This window comes from Nocardia sp. 852002-51101_SCH5132738 (assembly GCF_001665695.1).
Lineage (GTDB): Bacteria > Actinomycetota > Actinomycetes > Mycobacteriales > Mycobacteriaceae > Nocardia > Nocardia nova.
Genome location: NZ_LZML01000145.1, coordinates 128591 through 154429 on the forward strand (window position 1 = coordinate 128591; position 25839 = coordinate 154429).

Here is a 25839-nt window from a genome sequence, read left to right on the forward strand (position 1 = left end):
CGCGGCGTCCGCACAAGTGGACTTCCGAAATAGCTCCTGATTGGCCATATGACGATGCCACCCGATCGTAGACCCTGGTCATATGCCAGGAACACCCACGCGCCCGAAGCTCTCGCCGACCCCGCGCAGCACCGTCACCCGCTATCGGGACCGCGCCGCCACCGACCGCTCGGCCCTGGACGAGGTGCTCGATGCCGGACTGATCTGCCATATCGGGGTGACCCTGCACGGCGCGCCCGTCGTGCTGCCGACGGTCTACGGCCGCAGCGCGGACACGCTGTACCTGCACGGATCCACCGGCGCCGGCAACCTGCGCGCCGCCCTCACCGGGGACATCTGTGTCGCGGTGAGTCTGGTCGATGCGATCGTGTACGCCCGTGCGGCCATGCACTTTTCGATGAATTACCGCTCCGCCGTGATCCACGGGCGCCCGGTCGAGGTCACCGACCCCGAGGAGCGGCTACGCGCGTTGCGCGTCATCGTCGACCATTCCGCCCCCGGCGCCTGGGATACCGTGCGCGCGCCCGACAAGAAGGAGCTGGCGGCCACCCTGGTCCTGGCCCTCGACCTCACCGAGGCCTCGGTGAAGATCCGCGCCGGCGATCCCTCCGACGATCCCGCCGACCTGAACAGCGACGCCTGGGCGGGCCTGCTCCCGGTCCGTCAGGTCTTCGGCACTCCGATCCCGGCGCCGGACCTGGTACGCCCGGGCGCCGTCCCGGACCACGTGACGACGCGGATCCTCACCACGCGGTGACCGGTACCTCGAATCGTTCGATCGCCTTCCGTGCGAAATCGACCAGCGCATCGGAGGATTCGATTCGCTCCTGATCCAGGCCCACCAGAGCGAGGGTGTACGTGTGCCCGATCCGGCACAGGTAGGCCGCGAGGCGGGTGCGGGGGAGCGCCGTCGGTTGCAGTCCGGGATGGATGGCCCGGGCGGCTACGCCGGTGCAGCGATGCGGGCCCAGCTGTGCCAGCGAGGCCGGGAGGGTGCCGATGTTCGAGCACAGAATGTCACGTTCGCCCGCACCCCGGGAGAGCCGGTGCGCGACGCGCGCGGGCAGCACCTGCAGCAGTTCCGCGGGCATGCTCGGGGGACCGGACATACGGTATTCGTATGCGGCACGGCACTTCTCACGCAGGGTCGCGGGAGTATCGGTGCGCTCGACCACCACTTCGGTCATGGCCATGTCGTTGTTGACGCGGCGATCGTCGCGGGTATCGACGGGAACGGCGGCGGTTATCGGTGAGTCGGGAAAACCGCTGTCCCACAGCATCTTCGCGACGACGTGGAGGAACAGGCTGTTCGCCGTTCCGCCCCGCCCCGCCGCGGCGAGCTCCCAGTCCGCCGCCGGAAATTGCAGGACCGCATCGGTTGTCGTCGCCGTCTCGGCGCTGCGGCACGCTCCGTCACCGGGTTCCCGTGGCACCCCGTGTCGCAGGGCGCGCGCACTGCCGGACAACACGGTGCTCCACTGCCTGGCCGCATCGGACCAATCCGACTGCGGTGCCGCATAATCCGTGAGCGGCGAGCCGGACAGCGCGTGGTCGACGGCCAGCGCCAGGCCGCGTCCATCGGCGAGGGCATGCGAACACGTCAGTGCCACCACCGAACCGCCCTCGCGCAGCGCCGCCGCGGACAGCCGCCACCCCGGCCCGAATTCCGGATCCAGATCGTAGCCCTGTTCGTCGGCCCAGCTCAGCAGGTCGGCGGCGGCGATACCGCCGCCGGCGATGCGCAACGGATGGGCGCCGTCGTTGCGCCGCCAGTACGGCCGCGCACCCGGAACTCGGGGGCGGACGACGCGGCGGCCGAGGGGGCCGACGCGCAGGGCGGCGTGGATCTGTTCCAGCAGCCGCCTGTCGATCGGGTCGGCGGTGCGCCACAATCCCTGCAGCGCACTGGGAGTGCCGAGACCGCGATGGGCGCGCAGAAAGATCTCGTCGACTACGCTGAGCCGGCCCATCGCCGTTCAGGCCGACGATCCGTGGCGGCCCGCTCCGCCGGCGAACCGCTGCGCGCCCTCGAGCGCACCGTCGGCCAGCGCGGTGAAGCCGTAGCGGAACTCGCGGGCCATCGCCTCCGATTCGTCCAGCCCCCACTGCTCCAGCGCCGACATCCGGTCCGAACGCAGGCAGGTCTGCGGCAGGGCGGCCAGCTCCGCCGCGAGTCGCTCTGCGGCGGAACGGGATTCACCGGGGCCGACGACCCGGTTGACCAGCCCGATCTGCAAAGCCTCGGGTGCGGCGACAGCTCGGCCGGTGAGGATCATGTCCATCGCCCGGCCCGCGCCGACGATGCGCGGTAAGCGCACCGTGCCACCGTCGATCAGCGGGACGCCCCAGCGGCGGCAGAACACACCGAATGTGCTGTCCTGCTCGGCGATCCGCATATCGCACCACAGCGCCAGTTCCAGCCCGCCGGCTACGGCATAGCCGGAGACGGCGGCGATCACCGGCTTGGACAGCGTCATGCGGGTGGGGCCCATGGGGCCGTCGCCGTCCTCGGCCGCCCGGTTGGACTTCTCGGTGCCCAGCGATTTCAGATCCGCCCCGGCGCAGAAGGTACCGCCCGCGCCCCAGAGCACCGCGACCGCCGCGGTGTCGTCGGCATCGAATTCGCGGAACGCGGCGGCCAGCGCCTGTGCGGTCGGTCCGTCGACGGCATTGCGTGCCTCGGGGCGATCCAGGATCACCGTGAAGACCGGCCCGCTGCGCTCGATTCGTACGCTCACGAATTCGACCATACGGCCCGCCCCGGCCCTTGCGTCAAGAAATGAATTTGTGATTCACTTCTTGCGTGGCGTACCGCAGAACCCCCGCCGTGCAGGCGCGACTGGACGCACAGTCGCGCGCGATCGTGCACGCGGCCATGAAGGTGCTCTCGGAGCAGGGCTTCGGCGGGCTGTCGATGGCCACCGTCGCGGCGGAGGCCGGAGTCGCCACGGGAACCGTCTACAAGAGTTTCAGCGGGAAGGCCGAGTTGGTCACCGCTGTGTTCCGGGACGTCGTCACGCGCGAGGTCGCCGCGGTCGCACAGGCCGGGGCGGAGGGCGGCGTCGTCGAGCGCGTCACCGCCGCGGTGGAGACTTTCGCCGGGCGCGCGCTGAAGAATCCCAAACTCGCCTACGTCCTGCTCGCCGAACCCGTGGACGCGAGCGTCGATACCGAACGCCTGCGCTTCCGCAGGGCCTTCGCCGAAACCTTCGAGTCCGCGATCGCCGACGGTGTCGGCGCCGGGCAACTGCCGCCCCAGGACCCGCGCACCACCGCCACCGCCCTGGTCGGCGCCATCGGTGAGGTGCTGGTCGGACCGTTGGCCGAGCAGCTGCAGAGCGAATCCGTGGTGCCCGAACTCGTCGCCTTCGCGCTGCGCGCGCTCGGCGCGCACGAATAGGAGAACTCATATGGCCACCCACGAAGTGTTCAACCAGGTCCCGCCGATCACCCCGTTCGACTTCTCCCGCAACCCGGCCCTGATCGAAGGCCTGCACCGTGAGGGTGCGGGCTGGGCCGAAGCCGAGGTGCGCGAACTGGGCGCGCTGGCAGGAAGTTTCGAGGCGCAGGAGTGGGGCCGGCTGGCCAACGAGTACCCGCCGGTGCTGCACACCCACGACCGCTACGGCAATCGGGTGGACGAGGTGGAGTTCCACCCCTACTGGCACAACCTGATGGACGTCGCCGTACGGCACGGCCTGCACGGCAGCCCCTGGCTCGACGATCGGCCCGGCGCGCACGTCGCCCGCGCCGCGAAGTTCTACACCTGGGGCGTCGCCGATGCCGGACACATGTGTCCCATCTCCATGACCTACGCCGCGGTTCCGGCACTGCGCCACAATCCCGAACTGGCCGCTCGCTTCGAGCCGCTACTCGGTTCGCGCACCTACGATTTCGGCCTGCGTGAGCCCTCGACGAAGGCCGGTCTGATCGCCGGGATGTCGATGACGGAGAAGCAGGGCGGCTCCGACGTGCGGGCCAACACCACCACGGCCACACCGCAATCCGACGGTACCTATCGCATCGTCGGGCACAAGTGGTTCACCTCCGCGCCGATGTCGGATATGTTCCTGACGCTGGCGCAAGCGCCCGGCGGCCTGTCCTGCTTCCTGCTGCCGCGCGTGCTGCCCGACGGCACCCGTAACGCGCTGCGGCTGCAGCGCCTGAAGGACAAGCTGGGCAACAAGTCCAACGCGTCCTCGGAAATCGAGTACGAGAACGCGACAGGCTGGCTGGTCGGCGCCGAGGGCGCGGGTGTGAAGACCATCATCGAGATGGTGAACATGACCCGTCTCGACTGTGTGATCGGCTCCGCGACCGGCATGCGCACCGGCGTGGTCTACGCCGCTCACCACGCCCGGCATCGGGAAGCGTTCGGCGCCAAGCTCGTCGACCAGCCCGCCATGTGCAATGTGCTGGCCGACCTGGTCATCGAATCCGATGCCGCGACGACGGTGATGCTGCGGCTGGCCGGTGCCGCCGACCGCGCGGCGACCGATCCCGCCGAGGCGGCGCTGCGTCGAATCGCATTGGCGGTGACCAAGTATTGGGTCTGCAAGCGCGCCCCCGCACACGCGGCCGAGGCGCTGGAATGCTTCGGCGGCAACGGCTATGTCGAGGAATCCGGTATGCCGCGGCTCTATCGGGAGGCGCCGCTGATGTCGATCTGGGAGGGCTCGGGCAATGTGGCGGCGTTGGACGCCCTGCGCGCCATGGGCCGGCAGCCGGAGACGGTCGAGGCCTACTTCAACGAGGTCTCGCTGGCCCGCGGCGCCAACCACCACCTCGACGACGCGATCGACCGGATCGGCAAGGAGCTCACCGACCTCAGTGATATCGAGTTCCGCGCCCGGCGGGTGATCGAACTGATGGCGTTGGTGTTGCAGGGCGCGCAGCTGGTGCGCCACGGCCATGCCGCCGTGGCGGATGCCTTCTGCGCCAGCCGATTCGGTGGCGACTGGGGAATCGCCTTCGGCACCCTCCCGGTGGGAGTGGATACCGAGGCGATCCTGCAGCGCGCCTTCGTCTGATCCGAATTCGGCTGATCCGGATTCGCCCGATCCGGCTCAGCCCACCGGTTCGCTCGACATCTCCCACGGGGCCTGCGGCAGTACGTCGCCGGTCTCGAGCAGGGACTTGAGGTTGGCCAGCACGGCCGGCCAGCCGCTCGAAATGCCTTGCAGCATCTCCTGATTCGGCAGATTCTCGTGCGTGACGGTGAGCCGGACGATATCGCGGTGCGGTTCGACGAGGAAGGTGACCAGCGACGGCGAGCGGTCGGCGTCGGGCATATCCTCGAAGGTCACCACGAGGCGGTGCGGCGGATCCGATTCGATCACCTCGCCGACGACGTCGACGGCCCCCGAGCCGTCGACGCGACGGTGTTCCCAGCTCGAACCCGGTTGCCAGTCCGACACATTCGCGTGTCCCCAGTATCGGGCGGTGAGATCGGCGTCGGTCAGTGCCTTCCACACCTGGTCGGCGCTGGCACGGATATAGGTGACGTAGACGTAGTTGGGCACGGTGGTGCTCATGGCGCACTCCTCAGCCTGGTTTTTGATGGCCCGGATCGCATCCAGTCGCGGCCTGTCGAAGACGGAGATCCATCGTTGTTCGATGTCGTGGATAGGTGCCGGATTGATGTAGTGCACCCGTTCCCGCCCGCGTCGCAGCACGGTGACCAGTCCCGCTCGCACCAGGATGTCGAGATGCTGCGTCAGTGACTGGCGCGCCATCTCCACCCGCTCGCATAGTTCGCGCAGAGTCTGCCCGTTCTGCGCGCGAAGCCGATCCAGCACCAGCCGCCGCGTCGGGTCGGCCAATGCCTTGAAGACCACGTCCAAATCCGGTTCGGGTTGCACGGGGAAAATTATGCAGGCATTTACCTGCATAAGTCAACGCGTCGGGTGAGCAAGCAGGCGAAGATACGGCGCCGTTGGGCGTTACCGATGTCAGGGCGCGGCGGCGATGGCCAGGCCGATCAGCGCGACCACCTTCAGCAGCTCGAGCCCGATGTACCAGTAGTGCGCCGTCGAGCGCGGTCCGTCCTCACCGGCCAGGACCCGATTCGAACGCCGGGTCAGCGGCGGCCGGACCGCCACCACCTGTATCGCCAGCACGACCGCCGCGCCGATCAGCCATCCCCAGGTCGCCCCGCTCGGGCCTACTACGGCTGCCGAAATCAGCAACAGCACCGCCAAGACGGCCTCGGTGATGTTGAGCGCCTTGAACACCAGCCGACCTATACCCAGCCCGAGGGCGAGCGTCACTCCCGGCGCGCGGAACTTCAGCGGCGCCTCCAGGAAGGAGATGGCCAGCACCATGCCGAGCCACAGCATCGGCAGGAACCACAGCAGATGTTGTGCAACCGAGGTCATATTCCGGACGTTACAACGGGGCATCGGGCCATGGCAGTGCCCTGCTCACATTCCCGGCATGAGATCAATTACGCATCCGGGCGGGGTATTTTCCGTGGTGGTGGGTCAGCGGTGGCCGCGATACCACCGAATCAGCGCATCGGTCGACGAATCCGATTGCGGTGCCGGATCTTCCGCGGAGGTGAGCAGCGGCTCCAGGGCGAGCGCCTGCTGTTTGCCCAGCTCCACGCCCCACTGGTCGAAACTGTCGATTCCCCAGATGGTGCCCTCGACGAAGACCTGATGTTCGTAGAGCGCGATCAACTGCCCGACGACCGACGGGGTGAGCTGTGGGGCCAGGATCGTGGTGGAGGGGCGGTTACCGGGCATCACGCGATGCGGCACCAGGGCCGGATCGAACCCCGGAGTTCCGCCGTCCTCGGCCTCGATCTCCGCCGCCGTGCGCCCGAAGGCCAGCACCTTCGTCTGCGCGAACAGATTGCTCATCAGAATGTCGTGCATGCTGCCGGAGCCGTCGCGCGTCGCGAGATCGTCGGTGGGACGGGCGAATCCGATGAAATCGGCCGGCACCAGCCGGGTGCCCTGATGCAGCAGCTGGTAGAAGGCGTGCTGCCCGTTCGTTCCGGGCTCACCCCAGAAGATCTCGCCGGTCGAGGTCGTCACCGGACTGCCGTCCAGCCGTACCGATTTGCCGTTCGACTCCATGGTCAGCTGCTGCAGATAGGCCGGGAAGCGCGCCAGATCGTTGGAGTACGGCAGCACCGCGCGCGACTGGGCACCGAAGAAATTCGAGTACCAGACCCCGAGCAGGCCGAGCAGGATCGGCGCATTGCGCTCCGGCGGCGCGGAGACGAAATGTTCGTCGACACTGTGCATTCCGGCCAGGAATTCGGCGAACCGCTCCTTCCCGATTACCGCCATCATCGACAGCCCGATCGCGGAATCCACCGAATAACGGCCGCCGACCCAATCCCAGAACTCGAACATATTCGCGGTATCGATACCGAAATCGGCCACCCGCTGCGCGTGGGTGGACACCGCCACGAAATGTTTGGCGACCGCGTCCTCGCCGAGCGCCGCGACCAGCCAGCGCCGCGCCGCGGTGGCGTTGGTGAGCGTCTCCAGCGTCGAAAACGTCTTGGAGGCAACGACGAAGAGAGTGCGCGCCGGATCGAGGCCGTCGAGTTTCGCGGTCAGATCCGCCGGATCGATATTGGAGACGAATCGTGCCGAGATCCCGGCATCCGCGTAGTGCCGCAACGCTTGATACAGCATGGCGGGACCCAGATCCGAGCCGCCGATGCCGATGTTCACCACCGTGGAAATGCGTTCACCGCCGGCGCCGCGCCACTGTCCCGACCGCACCGCATCGGTGAAATCGCCCATCCGGCGCAGGACTTCGTGCACCTGCGCACCCGCGTCGGCGCCGTCGATCATCATCGACGCGCCGGTCGGCAGGCGCAGTGCCACATGTCCCACCGCGCGGTCCTCGGAGGTGTTGATGTGCTCGCCCGCGAACATCGCGTCGCGGCGCCGCGCCACACCCGCCGTCTCCGCCAGATCGAGCAGCAGATCCAGGGTTTCGCGCGTGATGCGGTGCTTGCTGTAGTCGATGTGGAGATCGCCGACCTCGACGGTCAGCTCGCGTCCCCGGTCCGGATCCTCGGCGAAGAATTCGCGCAGATGCCGGTCGGCCACAGCCGAATAGTGATCGTGCAGTTTCCGCCAGGCCGCCGTCGCGGTGATGTCGCTGCTCACTCCCGCGAGATTACAGACCTGTTCCCGTATGCGCAGGGAGTGATGTCGCCGGCTCTCTCGCAGATGGTCACCGCCCACCCGGCAGTTGCCCGCGCCCGCGTCCATCGCGGCCTACCCTGAGCACATGGTGTCGCAAACCGAGTTACTCGAATCCGTCCCCACTCAACTCTGGATCGGCGGGCCGGTGGATGCCACCGGTGGCGCCACCTTCGCGGTCGAGAATCCGGCGACCGGAGAGCCCCTCGCACACGTCGCCGACGCCACGCCCGAGGACGCCGTGCGGGCCCTCGACGCGGCCGTGGCCGCTCAGGACAGCTGGGCGGCGACCCCGGCCCGCGAACGCGGTGAGATCCTGCGCTCGGTCTACGAGCGGATCGTCGAGCGCACCGAGGACTTCGCACTGCTGATGACCCTGGAAATGGGTAAGGCGCTGCCGGAGAGCCGCAACGAGGTGCGCTACGGCGCCGAATTCTTCCGCTGGTTCAGCGAGGAGGCGGTCCGGGTGCACGGCCGCTACCAGACCGCGCCCACCGGCACCGGTCGCATCGTGGTCCACAAGCAGCCGGTCGGACCGTGCCTGGCCATCACCCCCTGGAATTTCCCGCTCGCGATGGGTACCCGCAAGATCGGCCCGGCCCTGGCCGCCGGCTGCACGATGATCGTCAAGCCGGCCTCGGCCACGCCGCTGACCATGCTGCTGCTGGCGAAGCTGTGCAGTGAGGCCGGGCTGCCGGACGGCGTGTTGTCGGTGATCACCTCCAGCCACTCGGGCGCGGTGACCGAGCCGCTGATCAACGATCCGCGGCTGCGCAAACTCACCTTCACCGGCTCGACCGGGGTCGGCAAGAAACTGGTCGAGAAGTCCGCCAACGGCCTGCTGCGCACCTCGATGGAGCTGGGCGGCAACGCCCCGTTCGTGGTCTTCGACGACGCCGACATCGATGCCGCGGTGCAGGGCGCGATGCTGGCGAAGCTGCGCAACGGCGGCGAGGCCTGTACCGCCGCCAACCGGTTCCACGTGCACAACTCGGTCCGCGCGGAGTTCACCGACAAACTCGTCGTCGCCATGCAGGAGGTCAAGCTCGGCCCGGGTGACGACCCGTCGACCACCCTCGGCCCGCTGATCAACCAGGACCAGCTCGACACCGTCAGCGAACTGGTCGAGGACGCGGTCGAACGCGGCGCCGAGGTGCGCATCGGTGGTAAGGCGCCCGGCGGGACCGGGTACTACTACCCGGCGACCGTGCTGTGCGAGGTACCCGAGCAGGCCCGCATTCTCAGCGAGGAGGTGTTCGGCCCGGTCGCGCCGATCGTCGGATTCGATACCGAGGAGGAGGGCCTCGCCGCCGCCAACGACACCGAATTCGGTCTGGTCGCTTACGTGTACACCCGCGATCTGGATCGTGCGCTGCGCATCGCGGAGGGGCTGGAGAGCGGAATGGTCGGCATCAACCGCGGCGTCATCTCCGATCCGGCGGCGCCGTTCGGCGGGGTCAAGGCCTCCGGATTCGGCCGGGAGGGCGGCTTCGAGGGAATCGAGGAGTATCTGTCGACGAAGTACATCGCCCTGCCCTGATCCGGCGGTTCCCGGATACGAAACGGCCGCCCCGGGGGATCGGCACCCGGGGCGGCCTGGGGTCGCGGAGTTCGTCGAGACGATCGCCGCGTGGTCTCGAGGGCTGCCTGTTCGGCAGTCCGGTCAGTGGCCGAGGCGGCTGTAGATCAGTGGCCGAGGCGGCCGCGGCCCAAGCGGAGCAGCAGCATGGCCAGCGTGTGACCTTCCTGGCCCAGTTCGCTGAAGCGCTCCAGCACCTTCATCTCGCGAGAGTGCACCAGGCGCGGGCCACCGTTGGCCATACGGGTGCGGCCGATGATGCGCGAGACCTCGGTGCGCCGCTTGATGGCCGCGAGAATCTCGGCGTCGAGGCGATCGATCTCCTTGCGGAGCTTCTCGATCTCCGCCTCGCTACTCGGCAACGTCGCATCGGAACCGGTCGCGGGCTGATCAATCGGCTCAGTAGAGGTGCTCATACTTTCTTCTCCTCGTGTCAGAACTTCGATCGGCGTGCGGCCCTGCCCCGTTACCGATCTAGTTCCTCCACCGTGAAACAGACCTGTTCGGCCTTGAATTGTCCCCCGTCGAGTGTGCGCTCACGTGCGAAATCGGCGACCACGAATACCTTCGTACGCCTGAACAGCAGAGGTCGTGAGCGCGCTGGTCATGTGGCCAGTCTGCCACGTGGGGCAAGTGAGGCAAAGTTCTCGTCGTTGAGAATGCGTTGAGATCGCGGTCGAGAATGCGCTGAGATCGCGCCGGACTACAGCATGTCGGTGGCCGCCGGTAGCGTGGATGGACGATGGAGACGACGGTGGCGGGAACAGCGGCGGGGACGGCAACGGTGAGTACGGCGGCAACGCGAGGCGCGGTCGGGTCCGCGCAGGCCGAGGGGCAGGCGCAGCGCCTGCTCGAGGGCTTGAATCCGCAGCAGCGGGCGGCGGTCGTGCACGCGGGTTCGCCACTGTTGATCGTGGCCGGCGCCGGCTCCGGGAAGACCGCGGTCCTCACCCGGCGCATCGCCTATCTGCTGGCCGAACGCGGCGTCACGCCCGGGCAGATCCTCGCCATCACGTTCACCAACAAGGCCGCCGCGGAGATGCGCGAGCGCGTGACCGACCTGGTCGGTCCGCGTGCGGCCGCCATGTGGGTGTCCACCTTCCACTCCTCCTGCGTGCGCATCCTGCGCATGCAGGCGAACCTGCTGCCCGGCGCGTTGAACTCGAACTTCTCCATCTACGACGCCGACGACTCGCGCCGCCTGCTGGCGATGATCATTCGCGACCAGAATCTGGATCCGAAGAAGTATTCGCCGCGACTGCTCGCGACCGCGATCTCCAATCTCAAGAACGAGCTCATCGACCCCGAAACGGCCACGGCGGACGCGGAATCCGACGAGACCGAACTGCCCGGCATCGTCGCCCGCGTCTACACCGAATACCAGCGGCGGCTACGCGCGGCCAATGCCTTCGACTTCGACGATCTGATCGGCGAGACGGTCGCGCTTCTGCAGAGCCACCCGCAGGTCGCCGAGTACTACCGCCGTCGCTTCCGGCATGTGCTGGTCGACGAGTACCAGGACACCAACCACGCCCAGTACGTACTGGTGCGTGAGCTGGTCGGCCATCATGTGCGACCGCCGGCCGGCGAACTCGCCGACGCCGACGCGGGTGCCGAGGCCGCAGATCCGGAATTCACACCGGCGCGCCGCGACGATGTGGTGCCGCCCAGCGAACTGTGCGTGGTCGGTGACGCCGACCAGTCCATCTACGCGTTCCGCGGGGCGACCATCCGCAATATCGAGGAATTCGAGCGCGATTTCCCGGACGCGGAAACGATTCTGCTGGAACAGAACTACCGGTCCACCCAGCACATTCTCTCGGCGGCCAATGCGCTCATCTCCCGCAACGAGAATCGGCGCGACAAGAAGTTGTGGACCGATTCCGGCGAGGGTGATCTGATCGTCGGCTACGTCGCCGACAACGAACACGACGAGGCGTCGTTCGTCGCGCGCGAGATCGACCGGCTGGTCGAACAGGGCGACTACAACTACGGCGATGTCGCGGTGTTCTATCGCACCAACAACAATTCGCGCGCGCTGGAAGAGATCTTCATCCGCATGGGCCTGCCCTACAAGGTGGTCGGCGGAGTCCGGTTCTACGAGCGCAAGGAGGTCCGCGATGTGGTCGCCTACCTGCGTGTGCTGGAGAACCCCGACGATGCGGTGAGCCTGCGTCGCATCCTCAACACGCCGCGCCGCGGTATCGGTGACCGCGCCGAGGCCTGTGTGGCGGTGCACGCCGAACAGCGCGATATCGGCTTCGCGGCCGCGCTGCGCGACGCCGCCGACGGCAAGGTGGCCCTGCTGAACACCCGCGCGCAGCGTGCGATCGCCGGCTTCCTCGATCTGCTCGACGAGATCCGCGCCGCGGGCGTTACCGGGGACACCGAATTCCCGGATGTGGGCAATGTCGTCGAGGCGGTGCTGGACAAGACCGGCTACCGCGCCGAACTGGAGGCCTCCGACGATCCGCAGGACGGCGCCCGGCTGGACAATCTGAACGAATTGGTCAGCGTGGCAAGGGAATTCAGTTCCGAGGCGCGCAACAATGTGGAGGCCGCCCGTGAGGAGGGTCTGCTGCCCGAGGCGGCCGACGGCGAGCCGGACCCCGGTTCTCTGGCGGCGTTCCTGGAACGGGTCTCGCTGGTGGCCGATACCGATCAGATCCCGGACGAGGGCTCCGGCGTGGTCACCCTGATGACCCTGCATACCGCGAAGGGGCTGGAGTTCCCGGTGGTGTTCGTGACGGGCTGGGAGGACGGCCAGTTCCCGCATATGCGCGCGCTGGGCGATCCGGCCGAACTGGCCGAGGAACGCCGCCTGGCCTACGTCGGCATCACCCGCGCCCGGAAACGGCTCTACCTGTCCCGTGCGGTGGTGCGGTCCGGGTGGGGACAGGCGGTGTCGAATCCGGAGTCCCGCTTCCTGCAGGAGATTCCGGGCCATCTGATGGATTGGCAGCGTCTGGAGCCGACTCCGCCTTCGGGCGGACGTGGCTTCCGCCGCCGCGGCGAGGACGACGGCCTGGAACGCGATTGGACCCGCGGCGACGGCTGGTCCCAGCAGCGCCCCGGCCTGCGCGACCGCGGTCCCGCCCGGCCCGCGGCCAAACACAACAACTCCGGCCTCGTCCTCGCGGTGGGTGACCGCGTCAGCGACGACAAGTACGGCCTCGGCCGAGTGGTCGCCGCCGAAGGCTTCGGCGCCCTCGCCACGGTCACCATCGACTTCGGCACCGCCGGCAAGATCCGCCTCATCCCGCAGTACAGCCGGACCCTGGTCAAGCTCTGAGCGGCGGTTCCGGCGGACTCGCGCTCAGCGGCGCGCCGGGACCACGGCCTTGACCATGACGAGTTCCACGCGGTCGTCCGAGTCGAGATCGGTGCGCTGGAACCGTTCGGCGTCTTCGCCGGGCCCGGTCTCGAATTCGAATCCGTTACGGCGGTACAGCGCGATGGCGGGCTCGTTGTCGGCGAAGACACCGAGCCGGAGCGTGGTGTAGCCGCATTCGGCAGCCCAGCGCTCGACAGTCGTCAGCAGCAGATCGCCGACGCCCAAACCCCGCGCGGACGGGTCGACCCACATCGAAATCACCCTGGCCGCAGTATCTTCCGGCCCGGGCACCCCGCTGGTTATTCCCACCGGTTCGCCGTGGTGCAACGCCAGCAGATCGCGGGCTCCCGGGATATCCAACCGCGCGCGCCAGCGGTGCTCGCGATCGCCGTCGCCCTGCCATTCCGCCAGCCGGGTCCGGTACGCCCGCGGTGCCCCCGCCAGTGCTGCCAGCCGAACTCGGCGCCAGATGCGCCAGTCCTCAGCGCCGACCACCCTGATTTCGATCATGACGCCGGAGTGACCGCCGCCCGAACCTAGTCGCGTTCGGGGCCGAGGGAGATGCCGCGGGAGGCGAGCCAGGGGAGCGGGTCGATCTTGTCCTGGCCGTTGAGCCACACCTCGAAATGGCAGTGCGGGCCGGTGGAGAAGCCGCGGTTGCCGACGGTGGCGATCTGGTCGCCGGCCAGCACGTGTTGGCCCTCCGAGACGGTGGCGGTGTCGACGTGGCCGTAGACCGTGATGGTGCCGTCGGCGTGCCGCAGGCGGACCCACATGCCGAAACCGGAGGCCGGGCCGGCGCTGATCACCTCGCCGTCCTCGACCGCGTAGATCGGGGTACCGATCGGGGCGGCGATGTCGACACCCAGGTGCTGCACACCCCAGCGGCTACCGAAGCCGGAGGTGAAGGTGCCGTTGGCGAATTTGGAGAACAGGGGACGCAGTTTCGCCGATTCCTGGGCCGCGAGTCCGGCGGCGAATTCCTGGCCGTGCTGCAGGATGTCCTGGAACTGACTGAGATCCGCGACCGGCGCGACATTGAGAACCTGCGGCGATTGCGGATTACCCGCCTGGGTGCTGACCGCCTGGGCCGCGATCTCGTGAACCTGACCGGCGGCGTCGTAGTCGGCCGTCGCATTGTGGTGCTGGCTGCCGGACTCCATTCCGGCCTGTCCGGCGGCGACCACCGCGCCGGCGGCGACCGCCACCACGGCGGCACGGCCCTTGAGCGCGGCCGGTGGGGTCGGCACCCGGTGTGCGCCGCTGAACCGCTTCGGGCCCTCCGCGGTGGCGCCGGCCTCTTCGGCCTCGGCGCCGTCACGCTTCCAGGGGCTGCGCAGCCGGGCCAGGTTGAACGGTTCGTTGCCGGCGGGCTCGTCGTAGCCGTCGGCGGCCTCGTAGTCGGCCTCGTCCTCGGGGTAGTGCACGCCCCGGCTGTCGTCGTAACCGGGATCGGCGGCGGCCCATTCATCGGTCCGCGGCCACTGCGGATCGGCGGTCCAGTCACCGTCGGGCCGGGCCTGGGCGCCCCACGGCTGCCACTGCCCGGAATCGTCCGAACCGGTTGCGCCCCAGGTGTTCTCGGTCGAGTGTGCGGTGGTCGCGGTGAGACCGACGACGGCCGCGCCACCGGACGGCATCCAGCTGTCGGCACGCCCCGGCATACTGCGCACGGGCGCGGCCGCGGGCTCCTCGGAACGGGTACCGGTGTAACCGCCGAAGGATTGGTTACCACCGAAGTATGGATGCTGGTCGAGGGATTCACCGTCGGCGCGGTAACGGCGAGCGGACTGCGGCCGATGCCCGGGTTGTAGGCGACCGTGACTCATCGGCGGACTCCGAGACCGGATAACGCGGGGGAGCCGGATGACGCGGGACGCGCTGCGCCGGTACAACGGCTCGCTACCTGCGGAGCACTGTGCTGCAACAAGCCTGCCGTCCTCCTGATCGGTGCGGTGTACGCGGCCTCATCCGGGTGGGTTCGCCGATGTCTTGTACCAGGTGTTCTACCAGCTGGGTCTTCCGACCGAGTGACGAGTATTCCCGTCACGCCTGTGATCTGGCTGTGACATCGACCGCATCGACGGTAACGAAACGATTGCAGGTGGGCAAGCGCTCCGCTCGATAAGGGGGTACTTGTGAGATTGATCACGTCTGACTCTCGGAATATCTCACATCCCGCTGGGCACGCGAGTGAGAACAGGCAACTACACTATGTAGTAGCCAATGTGGCAATTCGGACCATCGTCCGCCCTACCTGGCGGCGTGTCAGCAAGCTACTCGCCAGTAGCCTTGGCCAGCGGTTTTGCCCGGGCGGATGCCCGCTCGTGACCTGCGCCACTTAGGCTGTATGCGGCTGATTTCGGCGACATCGAACTGATTAGAGTCCGACTCGACCCGCTTCCGACGACGGGCCGCCAACAAAGTCGTTGTCACAACAACGCAGACGAGACGGTGAGTACATGGATCTCTTCGAATATCAGGCGAAGGAACTCTTCGTGAAGCACGGAGTGCCTTCGTCGGAGGGCCGCGTCACGGACTCGGCCGAGGACGCCCGTGCCATCGCGACCGAAATCGGCAAGCCTGTGATGATCAAGTCGCAGGTCAAGGTCGGTGGCCGCGGTAAGGCCGGTGGTGTGAAGTACGCCGCCACCCCGGACGACGCCTTCACCCACGCCTCCAACATCCTGGGCCTGGACATCAAGGGCCACGTGACCAAGAAGATCCTGGTCGCCGAGGCCAAGGACATCGCGGAGGAGTACTACATCTCCTTCCTGCTCGATCGCGCCAACCGCACCTACCTGGCCATGTGCTCGGTCGAGGGCGGTGTGGAGATCGAAGAGGTCGCCGCCACCAAGCCCGACCGCCTGGCCAAGGTGCCGGTCGACGCCGTCAAGGGTGTGGACCTGGCCTTCGCGCGCTCCATCGCCGAGCAGGGCCACCTGCCCGCCGACGTGCTGGACGCCGCCGCGGTGACCATTCAGAAGCTGTGGGAGGTCTTCGTCGCCGAAGACGCGACCCTGGTCGAGGTGAACCCGCTGGTCCGCACGCCGGAGAACGAGATCCTGGCGCTGGACGGCAAGGTCACCCTGGACGAGAACGCCGACTTCCGCCACCCCGACCACGCCGAGTTCGCCGATCGTGACGCCACCGATCCGCTGGAGCTCAAGGCCAAGGAGAACGACCTCAACTACGTCAAGCTCGACGGTGAGGTCGGCATCATCGGCAACGGCGCCGGCCTGGTCATGTCGACCCTGGACGTCGTCGCCTACGCCGGTGAGAAGCACGACGGCGTGAAGCCGGCCAACTTCCTCGACATCGGTGGTGGCGCCTCGGCCGAGGTGATGGCCAACGGTCTCGACGTGATCCTCAACGACGCGCAGGTCAAGAGCGTGTTCGTGAACGTGTTCGGCGGCATCACCGCGTGTGACGCGGTGGCCAACGGCATCGTCAAGGCCCTGGAGATCCTGGGGTCGGAGGCGAACAAGCCGCTGGTCGTCCGCCTCGACGGCAACAAGGTCGAGGAGGGTCGCAAGATCCTCGTCGATGCCAACCACCCGCTGGTCACCCTCGCCCAGACCATGGACGAAGGCGCCGACAAGGCCGCTGAACTGGCTGCGGCCAAGTAAAGGACGAACGAGAAATGTCTATCTTCCTGAACAAGGACTCCAAGGTCATCGTCCAGGGCATCACCGGCGGTGAGGGCACCAAGCACACCGCGCTGATGCTGAAGGCGGGCACCCAGGTCGTCGGCGGCGTCAACGCCCGCAAGGCCGGCACCACCGTGTCGCACACCGCCAAGGACGGCTCGGCCGTCGAGCTGCCGGTGTTCGGCACCGTCGCCGAGGCCATCAAGGAGACCGGCGCCGATGTGTCGATCGCCTTCGTGCCGCCGAAGTTCGCCAAGGACGCCATCATCGAGGCCATCGATGCGGAGATCCCGCTGCTGGTGGTCATCACCGAGGGCATCCCGGTGCAGGACACCGCCTACGCGTGGGCCTACAACGTGGAGAAGGGCAACAAGACCCGGATCATCGGCCCCAACTGCCCCGGCATCATCACCCCGGGCGAGTCGCTGGTGGGCATCACCCCGGCCAACATCACCGGTAAGGGTCCGATCGGCCTGGTGTCGAAGTCGGGCACCCTGACCTACCAGATGATGTACGAGCTGCGTGACTTCGGCTTCTCGACCTCCATCGGCATCGGTGGCGACCCGGTCATCGGCACCACCCACATCGACGCCATCGAGGCGTTCGAGAAGGACCCGGAGACCAAGCTCATCGTCATGATCGGCGAGATCGGCGGCGACGCCGAGGAGCGGGCCGCGGCCTACATCAAGGAGAACGTGACCAAGCCGGTCGTCGGCTACGTCGCGGGCTTCACCGCGCCGGAGGGCAAGACCATGGGCCACGCCGGCGCCATCGTGTCCGGTTCCTCGGGTACCGCGGCCGCGAAGAAGGAGGCCCTCGAGGCCGCGGGCGTGAAGGTCGGCAAGACCCCGTCCGAGACCGCCGCCCTGGCGCGCGAGATCCTGGAGAAGGCCTCGATCACCGCCTGATCGCAGGTACTGCGAAGGCCGCCTTGTTGCGACAAGGCGGCCTTCTTTCATCTCGGCAGGTGAACGACGTGCTGCCGGGCAGTGGGCAGGTCGGCAGCGGTTGTCGTGGGCAGGGAACAACCGTCGTTCAGGGTGCCGGGAGCAGGTGGCACAGGCCCAGCGTCCGCACCACCGTGCAGAACATTTCCGAAACGTCCATCCGATACCTCCGATCGTCTTCGGTGACAACACGATCGAGACGGGTATGCGGTTCATAGTGAATTCTCGAGCTTGCCGCCAGTGGCGTCGTGGCCGTGACCGGCGCGCTCGAGTGCAGTAGCGTCAAGGGCATTCAGCCTGAAAGCCGATGAAGGACTCGATAGGAGACGACCACATGTCCTACCCGACCGGGGGATCCGGGTACAACGCGCCCAATCAGACGCCCGGGCCCACACCCTCGTCCGCCCCGAGCTTCGGCCAGCAGCCGACAGGTAGTACCGGCGGCGGCTCGGGGCTTTCGGCGTTGAGCGGCAAGGGTCTGACGTTCTACCTGACCGTCGGAATCGCCGCGCTGGGCGTAATCAACTTCTTCCTGGGCTTCCTCGATTTCTCGACCTTCGACGAGGGCGCGATGAACAGCTCCAAGGAGCCCGACAAGGGCATGAGCCTGTTCCAGGAGGGCGGCACGGCCCCGCTGTTGCTGCTGCTGTTCGCGGGTCTCGTGGCCGGTATCGCCTTGCTGCCCAAGCAGGAAGCCAAGAACGGGGTGGTCGCGGCGGCTTCGGCGGCCGGCTTCCTCGGCGTCCTGTTCCAGGCGTTCGTGACGCCGACGCTGTACAAGACCGCGGGCACCGCCTGGGTCCTGGTCTTCCTGGCGCTCGTGCAGCTCGCCGCCGCCGTGGTCGCGCTGCTGTTCGAGACCGGTATCCTCTCCGCGCCCGAGGCCAAGCCAGCGGCCGCCGCTCCCGGCGCCGGCGGGTCGAGCGCCTACGGCCAGCAGTCCTCCTACGGCCAGAGCCAGCCGGCCCAGCAGCAGTCCTACGGTCAGGCCCAGGCCGGCCAGCAGGCCGCTTACGGCCAGTACGGCCAGCAGTACGGCCAGGCGCAGAGTCAGGCCCAGCAGCAGGCAGGTCAGCAGCAGGCCGGCTATGGGCAGTACGGCCAGCAGTACGCCCAGGGGCAGTACGGCCAGCAGCCCTCGCCGTACGGCCAGCCCGGCCAGCAGCCCTACGGTCAGCCGGGCCAGCAGGGTTACGGCCAGCAGGGCGCCCAGTCGCCCTACGGTCAGCGCCCGCAGACCGGTGGTGACGAGGCCGCGACCCAGCACTTCGGCGCCGCGGGCCAGCAGCCCGGTCAGCCCGGCCAGCAGTACGGTTCGCTGAACTTCGGTCAGCAGGGCCAGCAGGGCCAGGCGGGGCAGACCGGTCAGCCCGGCGCCCAGCCGTTCGGCGGCGAGCAGACCGGCAACCCGGCCGCCGACGCCACCAAGGCCTTCCGTCCCGAGGACGACCAGAAGTAGATCCGCTCCGACGCGACGATCGGCGAGTCAGGCGCTCTTCACGGCGCGCCTGACTCGCCGATCCGTTTCCAGCTGACACCCTGACATGTCGGTGGTGGTGTCGTGCTTCGGCGAGTCAACCGGACGAGTCAACCAGGATCCCGCGAGGTAGTTCTATGAAGTCCGCACTGGTCCGATGGGCCGACCTTCGCGAACAGCGGGCCGGCGCGAGACCGGCGCAGGCTCACTCGCACGGCGATGCGCCGCAGCAGCGGAGCGGTCACGGCCCGGGCGCGGACGGACCCGAGGATCCGGTATTCCTCTCACTGAGTCCCGAGCGGGCCAAGGTGCTGCTCATCATCGCGGCCCGCGCGTCGAGTTTCACCGTGGTCGCCATCGTGGCGATCGTGCTGGTCACGCTGATGGCCGCGGGCAGCGGTATGACCGGCGCGTCCGGCGCGATCGCGGCCGGATGGCTGGCCGTGCATCAGGTCCCGGTCGTGGTCGGCAAGACCTCACTCGGCCTGCTGCCGCTGCTGCCGACCGCGGTGGTGTTGTGGCTGACCATGCGCGACTGCGCGCATGCCGTCTCGCCGCGTTCCTCGCGGGCCGATCCGGGCTGGATCGTCGGCGCGGCGCTCGCGGGCCCGCTGCTGGTCACCGCCGTCTGCCTGGCCGTGGCCGAGGACGCCGCGACGGCCGTGCCCCTGCAGTCGCCCGATACGCTCACCGCCTTCTGCTGTGTCGGGGGTTTACATCTGCTCGCGGCGGCCACCGGGATCGCGACCAGGCCCAATGCGCTACGCGACCGGATCGCCTCTTATCTGCCGGACTGGGTTTTCGCCGGGGCGCGGGCGGCGGCGCGGGCGCTGTGGCGACTGCTGCTCGGCGGGTCGATCCTCACGCTGGTGTCGTTCGTGCTGCACTGGTCGGTGATCGGCGATACCTATGCGGCCGCAGGGAATTTCGCGGGTGTCGTCGGGTTGACCGTGCTGTCGCTGGCCTATCTGCCGAACGTCGTGATCGCGGCGACCAGCGTTCTGATCGGTGCGGACGTGCACATCGGCGCCGGGGCGCTGAGCGTCTTCTCGGTCGCCGGGGCGCCGGTGCCCGCGCTGCCGGTACTCGCGGCGGTGCCGAGCGGGCCCGCGGCCGCCTGGTGGCCGGTGTTGCTGCTGGTTCCGGCGGCGGTCGGCGTGCGTGGCGGGCTGGACTGCGCGCGCGACTCCGCCGACGAGGTGCGCAGTCCGTGGGCGACGGTGTTCTCGGCGGCGCTCGCGGCGCTCGCCATGGTGCTGCTGGGACTTCCGGCGGGCGGCGCGGTCGGGTCGTTCGGCGAGATCGGTCCCGGCGTGCTGGTCACCGCGGGATTGACCTTCGCCTGGCTGACCGTGGCCGGATATCTCGGATTGCTGTGTGGGAGAAGGATTCTCGGAATTCCGCCCGCTGTGGTCGAGCCGGGGTTCGGCGGGCGTTCCGGCCACCGCGGCCGGTACCTGCCCACCGACTACTCGCGAGACGAGTACGACATTGACGAGAACGACGGGGACGAGTACGACAGGGGCGGGTACGACCACGAGCACCGGGATCACGGCTACGACCCGGACTTCGACCGTGACGACGACTACGACGACCGCGCCGAGCCGGGCTACATCGACCAGCTGTACGACGACCCGCGCTATGTCGAATACGAATTCGAGGACGATGTCGACGGTATCGCCGTCGAGGACGACTATCCACGACCGGCTTACCGCCGCACCGGCTCCGTCGAGGTGGTGGAGGTCGACGGCGAACTGCTCGACGACGATCTCGCGCCCGCGCACGCCGATCCGGACGACGAATTCGACGCCGGGAACTCCGACATCGTCGACGCCGAAGTGATAGAGGGTGACCTGCCGGAGAGTCCTGGCAGGGGCGGTCGTTAGGCTCTAACCCGGCGGACCTCGGGTTCGCCGCCCTCCGGCAGCCCCGACGCACAGGGAGTAGAGCGCTGACCACCCCGCCCGCCCAGCTGGTCCCTCCGACCGCGCCTGCGACCCTTGTCGTACTCGCCTCGGGCACGGGATCGCTGCTGCAATCGCTGATCACGGCCACCGAGCGCCCGGACTACCCGGCGCGCATCGCCGCCGTGGGCGTGGACCGGATCTGCGCGGCGACCGACCATGCGGTGCGGGCCGACATTCCGGCTTTCCGTGTCGCCCCCGCCGACCATCCCGATCGGTCCGCCTGGGATATCGCGCTCACCGACGCGGTTGCTGCCTACGCCCCCGACCTGGTGGTGTCGGCGGGATTCATGCGCCTGTTCGGCCCGAAATTCCTGGAGCGATTCGAGGGCCGGATCATCAACACCCATCCCGCGCTGCTGCCGGCCTTCCCGGGCGCGCACGGGGTGCGCGACGCGTTGGCATACGGAGTGCGGGTGACGGGTTCCACCGTGCATCTGGTCGACGCGGGCGTCGACACCGGACCGATCCTCGCTCAGGAGCCGGTCGCGGTGCTGCCCGGCGACGACGAGGCGAGTCTGCACGAGCGCATCAAAGTTGTGGAGCGTCGGCTGCTGGCGGAGACCGTCGCCGCCGTCGCCACGCGAGGCATTGTCTGCGACGGACGAAAGGCAGTAATTCCAGATGAGTGAGTCCCCGGTTAGTGCACGCAGGGCGATCCGCAGGGCGTTGGTGAGCGTCTATGACAAAACCGGGCTCATCGAGCTGGCCACCGGACTGAACGAGGCCGGTGTCGAGCTGGTGTCGACCGGTTCGACCGCCGCCCGCATCGCCGACGCCGGAATTCCGGTGACCAAGGTCGAAGACCTCACCGGTTTCCCCGAAACCCTCGACGGCCGGGTGAAGACGCTGCATCCCCGCGTGCACGCCGGCATCCTCGCCGACACCCGCAAGCAGGAACACCTCGATCAGCTGGTGGAGCTGGGCGTCGAGGCATTCCAGCTGGTGGTGGTGAACCTGTATCCGTTCACACAGACCGTCGCCAGTGGCGCCACACCCGACGAATGCGTCGAGCAGATCGATATCGGCGGTCCGTCGATGGTGCGAGCGGCCGCGAAGAACCACCCCTCGGTCGCGGTCGTGGTCGACACCGGTGACTACGACGACGTGCTGGCGGCGGTGCGCGGTGGCGGTTTCACCCTCGCCGAGCGAACCACGCTGGCGGCCAAGGCTTTCCAGCACACCGCGAGTTACGACGTCGCGGTCGCGAGCTGGATGACCAACGTGCTGACCGCCGACGATTCCGCGGACTCCGACGCGGACAGCCGGTTCCCGTCCTGGATGGGCGGTGTGTGGACCCGCGACGCGGTGCTGCGCTACGGCGAGAATCCGCATCAGGCGGCGGCGCTGTATCGCAACGACTCCGGCCCGGCCGGGCTGGCGCAGGCGAAGCAGGTGCACGGCAAGGAGATGTCGTACAACAACTACACCGATGCCGATGCCGCCTGGCGGGCCGCCTGGGACCACGCCGAACCCGCGGTGGCCATCGTGAAGCACGCCAATCCGTGCGGCATCGCGGTCGGTGCCGATATCGCCGAAGCGCACCGCAAGGCGCACGCCTGCGATCCGGTAAGTGCGTTCGGCGGCGTGATCGCGGCCAACCGCCAGGTCACCGTCGAGATGGCCGAACAGGTGGCCGAGATCTTCACCGAGGTCATCGTGGCTCCGGGCTACGCCGACGGCGCGGTGGAGGTGCTGCAGCGCAAGAAGAACGTGCGCATCCTGATCGCCGACGAGCCCCGGCGCGGTGGCGTCGAACTGCGGCCGATCAGCGGCGGCGCGCTGCTGCAGCAGACCGATATCGTCGACGCGGACGGTGACGACCCCGTCAACTGGACGCTCGCCACCGGCGAAGCGGCCGATGCCGAAACCCTCGCCGACCTCGAATTCGCCTGGCGCGCATGCCGGGCCGTGAAATCGAATGCGATTCTGCTGGCCCACGACGGCGCCTCGGTCGGGGTCGGCATGGGGCAGGTCAACCGGGTCGACGCCGTCCATCTGGCGGTGCTGCGCGCCGGTGACCGCGCCAAGGGGTCGGTGGCGGCCTCCGACGCCTACTTCCCGTTCCCCGACGGTCCGCAGCAGCTGATCGCCGCGGGCGTGAAAGCCATTGTGCAGCCGGGTGGTTCGGTGCGCGATCAGCTGACCATCGATGCCTGCCGGGAGGCCGGAGTCACGATGTACCTCACCGGGGCGCGTCACTTCGCGCACTGATCGGTGAACACGAACGTCGCCGCCCGCCGGAGTCTCCGGCGGGCGGCGACGTCGTTCGACGGGGCCGTTCGCTGACCCGGGCGAATCAGTTCGCGCTCAACACTTTCCGGTCGCCCAGCGGCTTCTTCAGCGGAATCTCCAGGGTGCCGAAGACGGCGATCATGGTGCACATGCGCCCGGCCGCCTCGGGCAGGGTGCCGGCCTTCAGGGCGACGGTGACGGTGCTGTCGGTTTCGGTGGTGGTCGCGTCCACGCCGTAACACTCCGGTGAGCCGATCTGGAAATTCACCGCGATCCGGTCCGGAGCCACCCGGCTCCAACTGTCGAACGGCAGCGGGTGCGGATTGGTGATCGTCGAGTTGGCGGTGAACATCCGGCCGGGCTGCGGTGGATTCTGCTCGGTGGGAGTGCTCACCGCGGCTGTCGTCGTATTCGCTTGTGCCCCACCGTTGTCGGAGTTCCCGCAGGCGGTGACCAGGAGGGCCGGTAGTGCGAGGAGCGCGAGTGCCGCCGCTGCGATGCGGCGTCGTCCGGGGATGGAGTCCATGGAGTCACCCTATCGGCGGGGGCGAGGTGGCTGTGAGCCACGTCCCAGTGAACATTCTGCGAACGCCGGCGCGTAACTGCTGCGAAATCCGAGGCGCGCCAAGTAGTGTTCGCAAACGATGAGCGAATGCGGTTCTGCGCCATCGAATCACCGATCGACACGACCTCTTCTCGAAAGGATCCACCGCGTGGGCGACACGTTGCAGGTAGGCGAGGAACTCGGCCTGGGTCAGGCCCTTCAGGGCGGCGCGTACACGCTGACTCTCCAAAATGACGGCAACTTGGTGCTTTCCGAGCCCGACGGCACCGTCGTGTGGGCGACCATGACCCATGAGCGGGGCGTCGAGCGCGCCGTACTGCAGGAGGACGGCAACTTCGTGCTGTACTCCGGCAGCGGGCCCGTCTGGGCCACCGATACCAACGGGCAGGCCGCCGATCATCTGGTCCTGCAATCGGACCGCAACCTCGTCCTGTACGGCCGGGACGGCGCCTCGCTGTGGGCGTCGGGTACCAACACCGACAGCCCGATCGTGGTCGAGGAGCCGGTCGCCGCTCCGGCCGCCGAGCAGGTGCCTCCGCCGCCGGCGGCGCCGGAACCCCGCACCTACACCGTGGAGTCCGGTGACACGCTGTGGGCCATCGCGGAACGGTTCTACGGCGACGGCAACCGCTACCTGGAGATCGCCGGGGCGAGCGGCATCGAGAATCCGGATGTCATCAACGAGGGTCAGCTGCTGACCATTCCCTGACCGGGAAACGACCGAGCGCCCCCGATGCCGCGGTATCGGGGGCGCTCGTTTGTCCGTTCGCTACCTGCTGGTGAACGGCAGCAGCGCCATCTCGCGCGCGTTCTTCACCGCGACCGCCACCTGCCGCTGCTGCTGCGGGGTGAGTCCGGTGACGCGGCGGCTACGGATCTTGCCGCGGTCGGAGATGAACGTGCGCAGCAGGTTCACATCCTTGTAGTCGACGGTTTCGACGCCGGCCGCGATCAGCGGGTTCTTCTTGGGCCGCCGGGCCTGTTCGGCGCGGATCCGCTTCGACGGTGCTCGCTTGACTGCCATGTGGGCCATCCTTTCTCGGCGTGAGCTCTGGTCCTACGCTGTCGCGCGGGCGCCCCGACCGCTCCTGCCGGTTCCTTCCGACGAGATCTGCGATGGTCTACCAACTCGATTTGTGTACACCGGGCAGCTCCCCCCGGTCGGCCAGCTCGCGCACACGTACCCGGGATAGTCCGAACTTGCGGAGATGACCGCGGGGGCGGCCATCGGTGGCGTCCCGATTGCGCAATCGTACCGGACTGGCGTCGCGCGGCAGCCGCTGCAGCGCGAGCTGCGCTGCGGCCCGGCGATCGTCGTCGGTGGCCGGATCGCGGATCAGCTCCTTGAGCTCGGCGCGGCGTTCGGCGTAGCGGGCCACGATGTCGCGGCGTTGCTCGTTGCGCGCGATCTTGGATTTCTTCGCCATCACCGCTCCTCGCGGAATTCGACGTGCCGGCGCAGCAGCGGATCGTATTTGCGCAGCACCATGCGGTCGGGGTCGTTGCGGCGGTTCTTGCGGGTGACGTAGGTGTACCCGGTACCGGCCGTCGACCGCAGTTTCACGATGGGACGGATCTCGTTGCTGCGCGCCATCAGACCTTTTCCCCGCGACCCCGGATCCGGGCCACGACCGCTTCGATCCCGTCGCGGTCGATGGTCTTGATGCCCTTGGCCGAGACCCGCAACGTGATGCGGCGGCCCTCGCTGGGCAGGAAGTAGGTCTTGCGCTGGATGTTCGGATCCCAGCGCCGGTTGGTCCGAACGTGGGAGTGCGAGACGGACTTACCGAAGCCCGGCTTGCGGCCGGTGACCTGGCAGTGGGCCGACATGGGGCTCCTTTCTGAAAATGATTTTCGACAACGGTCGCCGCAGACTGTACCGTGAGGCTGTAGCAAATGAAAATCGTTATCGAAAGG

Annotated in this window: 25 protein-coding genes; 12 read left to right on the top strand and 13 right to left on the bottom strand. The window is 68.1% G+C overall.

The window, feature by feature from the left end:
* Nucleotides 1-82: 82 nt before the first annotated feature.
* Entirely contained in the window at nucleotides 83-757 is a 675-nt protein-coding gene (locus tag A5789_RS20790) for a pyridoxamine 5'-phosphate oxidase family protein (RefSeq protein ID WP_063014226.1), read from the top strand.
* Here the strand turns inward: A5789_RS20790 and A5789_RS20795 are convergent.
* A complete protein-coding gene (locus A5789_RS20795) occupies nucleotides 744-1970 on the bottom strand; it encodes a hypothetical protein (RefSeq protein WP_064903682.1) in 1227 nt (408 codons plus the stop codon). The genes A5789_RS20790 and A5789_RS20795 overlap by 14 nt on opposite strands.
* A gap of 6 nt (nucleotides 1971-1976) precedes the next feature.
* The gene (locus A5789_RS20800; RefSeq protein ID WP_036524266.1) at nucleotides 1977-2750 is read right to left on the bottom strand and encodes a crotonase/enoyl-CoA hydratase family protein; all 774 of its coding nucleotides are present in this window, start codon (nucleotides 2748-2750) and stop codon (nucleotides 1977-1979) included.
* A 53-nt stretch (nucleotides 2751-2803) separates the two neighbouring features.
* Between A5789_RS20800 and A5789_RS20805 the strand changes: the two genes are divergently transcribed.
* Together A5789_RS20805 and A5789_RS20810 are read left to right on the top strand one after the other, a co-directional pair.
* Nucleotides 2804-3400 (top strand): TetR/AcrR family transcriptional regulator, encoded by a 597-nt coding sequence (locus A5789_RS20805; RefSeq protein WP_063014230.1) that lies wholly within the window; start codon nucleotides 2804-2806, stop codon nucleotides 3398-3400.
* A 10-nt stretch (nucleotides 3401-3410) separates the two neighbouring features.
* Complete coding sequence (locus tag A5789_RS20810) at nucleotides 3411-5030, top strand: acyl-CoA dehydrogenase family protein (protein ID WP_064903680.1); 1620 nt, start codon at nucleotides 3411-3413, stop codon at nucleotides 5028-5030.
* 36 nt (nucleotides 5031-5066) lie between these two features.
* Here the strand turns inward: A5789_RS20810 and A5789_RS20815 are convergent, their stop codons facing one another.
* The 3 genes from A5789_RS20815 to pgi form a co-directional block, all read right to left on the bottom strand.
* The gene (locus tag A5789_RS20815; RefSeq protein WP_197516676.1) at nucleotides 5067-5837 is read right to left on the bottom strand and encodes a metalloregulator ArsR/SmtB family transcription factor; all 771 of its coding nucleotides are present in this window, start codon (nucleotides 5835-5837) and stop codon (nucleotides 5067-5069) included.
* Nucleotides 5838-5951: 114 nt separating this feature from the next.
* Nucleotides 5952-6377, bottom strand: a complete 426-nt coding sequence (locus tag A5789_RS20820) for a hypothetical protein (RefSeq protein WP_063014237.1) — start codon at nucleotides 6375-6377, stop codon at nucleotides 5952-5954.
* A 105-nt stretch (nucleotides 6378-6482) separates the two neighbouring features.
* A complete protein-coding gene (gene pgi, locus A5789_RS20825) occupies nucleotides 6483-8135 on the bottom strand; it encodes a glucose-6-phosphate isomerase (protein ID WP_064903711.1) in 1653 nt (550 codons plus the stop codon).
* 124 nt (nucleotides 8136-8259) lie between these two features.
* Here pgi and A5789_RS20830 point away from each other — a divergent pair, with 124 nt between their 5' ends.
* Nucleotides 8260-9711 carry an NAD-dependent succinate-semialdehyde dehydrogenase gene (locus A5789_RS20830; RefSeq protein ID WP_064903677.1) on the top strand — a complete coding sequence of 484 codons (1452 nt, stop codon included), beginning with the start codon at nucleotides 8260-8262 and terminating at the stop codon, nucleotides 9709-9711.
* 146 nt (nucleotides 9712-9857) lie between these two features.
* Here the strand turns inward: A5789_RS20830 and A5789_RS20835 are convergent, their stop codons facing one another.
* Nucleotides 9858-10166, bottom strand: coding sequence for a chorismate mutase (locus tag A5789_RS20835; RefSeq protein ID WP_036505489.1), 309 nt, complete (start codon nucleotides 10164-10166; stop codon nucleotides 9858-9860).
* A gap of 326 nt (nucleotides 10167-10492) precedes the next feature.
* On the opposite strand from A5789_RS20835, the gene pcrA reads away from it, so the two are divergent.
* Entirely contained in the window at nucleotides 10493-13042 is a 2550-nt protein-coding gene (gene pcrA / locus A5789_RS20840; protein ID WP_064901641.1) for a DNA helicase PcrA, read from the top strand.
* Between the two features lie 24 nt (nucleotides 13043-13066).
* Here pcrA and A5789_RS20845 read toward each other — a convergent pair whose 3' ends face one another.
* Entirely contained in the window at nucleotides 13067-13594 is a 528-nt protein-coding gene (locus A5789_RS20845; protein WP_064901640.1) for a GNAT family N-acetyltransferase, read from the bottom strand.
* Nucleotides 13595-13620: 26 nt separating this feature from the next.
* Nucleotides 13621-14913 carry a M23 family metallopeptidase gene (locus A5789_RS38600; protein WP_063014243.1) on the bottom strand — a complete coding sequence of 431 codons (1293 nt, stop codon included), beginning with the start codon at nucleotides 14911-14913 and terminating at the stop codon, nucleotides 13621-13623.
* A gap of 633 nt (nucleotides 14914-15546) precedes the next feature.
* Between A5789_RS38600 and sucC the strand changes: the two genes are divergently transcribed.
* The 6 genes from sucC (at nucleotide 15547) to purH (ending at nucleotide 23336) form a co-directional block, all read left to right on the top strand.
* Nucleotides 15547-16713 (top strand): ADP-forming succinate--CoA ligase subunit beta, encoded by a 1167-nt coding sequence (sucC, locus tag A5789_RS20855; protein ID WP_064901639.1) that lies wholly within the window; start codon nucleotides 15547-15549, stop codon nucleotides 16711-16713.
* Between the two features lie 14 nt (nucleotides 16714-16727).
* Nucleotides 16728-17642, top strand: coding sequence for a succinate--CoA ligase subunit alpha (gene sucD / locus A5789_RS20860; RefSeq protein ID WP_030515078.1), 915 nt, complete (start codon nucleotides 16728-16730; stop codon nucleotides 17640-17642).
* A gap of 346 nt (nucleotides 17643-17988) precedes the next feature.
* Entirely contained in the window at nucleotides 17989-19140 is a 1152-nt protein-coding gene (locus A5789_RS38415; protein ID WP_267466199.1) for a DUF5336 domain-containing protein, read from the top strand.
* A 155-nt stretch (nucleotides 19141-19295) separates the two neighbouring features.
* Nucleotides 19296-21044: a DUF6350 family protein gene (locus A5789_RS20870; protein ID WP_064901637.1), complete on the top strand. Its 1749-nt coding sequence runs from the start codon at nucleotides 19296-19298 to the stop codon at nucleotides 21042-21044.
* Between the two features lie 65 nt (nucleotides 21045-21109).
* Nucleotides 21110-21754, top strand: coding sequence for a phosphoribosylglycinamide formyltransferase (purN, locus tag A5789_RS20875; protein WP_193615579.1), 645 nt, complete (start codon nucleotides 21110-21112; stop codon nucleotides 21752-21754).
* The gene (gene purH / locus A5789_RS20880; RefSeq protein WP_064901635.1) at nucleotides 21747-23336 is read left to right on the top strand and encodes a bifunctional phosphoribosylaminoimidazolecarboxamide formyltransferase/IMP cyclohydrolase; all 1590 of its coding nucleotides are present in this window, start codon (nucleotides 21747-21749) and stop codon (nucleotides 23334-23336) included. Before purN ends, purH begins: the two co-directional genes overlap by 8 nt.
* Nucleotides 23337-23421: 85 nt before the next feature.
* Here the strand turns inward: purH and A5789_RS20885 are convergent, their stop codons facing one another.
* Nucleotides 23422-23883 carry a hypothetical protein gene (locus A5789_RS20885; RefSeq protein ID WP_051755844.1) on the bottom strand — a complete coding sequence of 154 codons (462 nt, stop codon included), beginning with the start codon at nucleotides 23881-23883 and terminating at the stop codon, nucleotides 23422-23424.
* A 187-nt stretch (nucleotides 23884-24070) separates the two neighbouring features.
* On the opposite strand from A5789_RS20885, the gene A5789_RS20890 reads away from it, so the two are divergent.
* A complete protein-coding gene (locus A5789_RS20890) occupies nucleotides 24071-24631 on the top strand; it encodes a LysM peptidoglycan-binding domain-containing protein (RefSeq protein ID WP_063014260.1) in 561 nt (186 codons plus the stop codon).
* Nucleotides 24632-24691: 60 nt separating this feature from the next.
* Here the strand turns inward: A5789_RS20890 and rpsR are convergent, their stop codons facing one another.
* The 4 genes from rpsR to rpmB all read right to left on the bottom strand — a co-directional run bounded on the left by rpsR (nucleotide 24692) and on the right by rpmB (nucleotide 25752).
* Nucleotides 24692-24946, bottom strand: coding sequence for a 30S ribosomal protein S18 (rpsR, locus tag A5789_RS20895; RefSeq protein WP_040722001.1), 255 nt, complete (start codon nucleotides 24944-24946; stop codon nucleotides 24692-24694).
* A gap of 97 nt (nucleotides 24947-25043) precedes the next feature.
* Nucleotides 25044-25349 (bottom strand): 30S ribosomal protein S14, encoded by a 306-nt coding sequence (gene rpsN / locus A5789_RS20900; protein ID WP_064901634.1) that lies wholly within the window; start codon nucleotides 25347-25349, stop codon nucleotides 25044-25046.
* Complete coding sequence (gene rpmG / locus A5789_RS20905) at nucleotides 25349-25516, bottom strand: 50S ribosomal protein L33 (RefSeq protein WP_062964848.1); 168 nt, start codon at nucleotides 25514-25516, stop codon at nucleotides 25349-25351. Before rpmG ends, rpsN begins: the two co-directional genes overlap by 1 nt.
* A complete protein-coding gene (gene rpmB, locus A5789_RS20910) occupies nucleotides 25516-25752 on the bottom strand; it encodes a 50S ribosomal protein L28 (RefSeq protein ID WP_063014262.1) in 237 nt (78 codons plus the stop codon). Before rpmB ends, rpmG begins: the two co-directional genes overlap by 1 nt.
* Nucleotides 25753-25839: the final 87 nt, after the last annotated feature.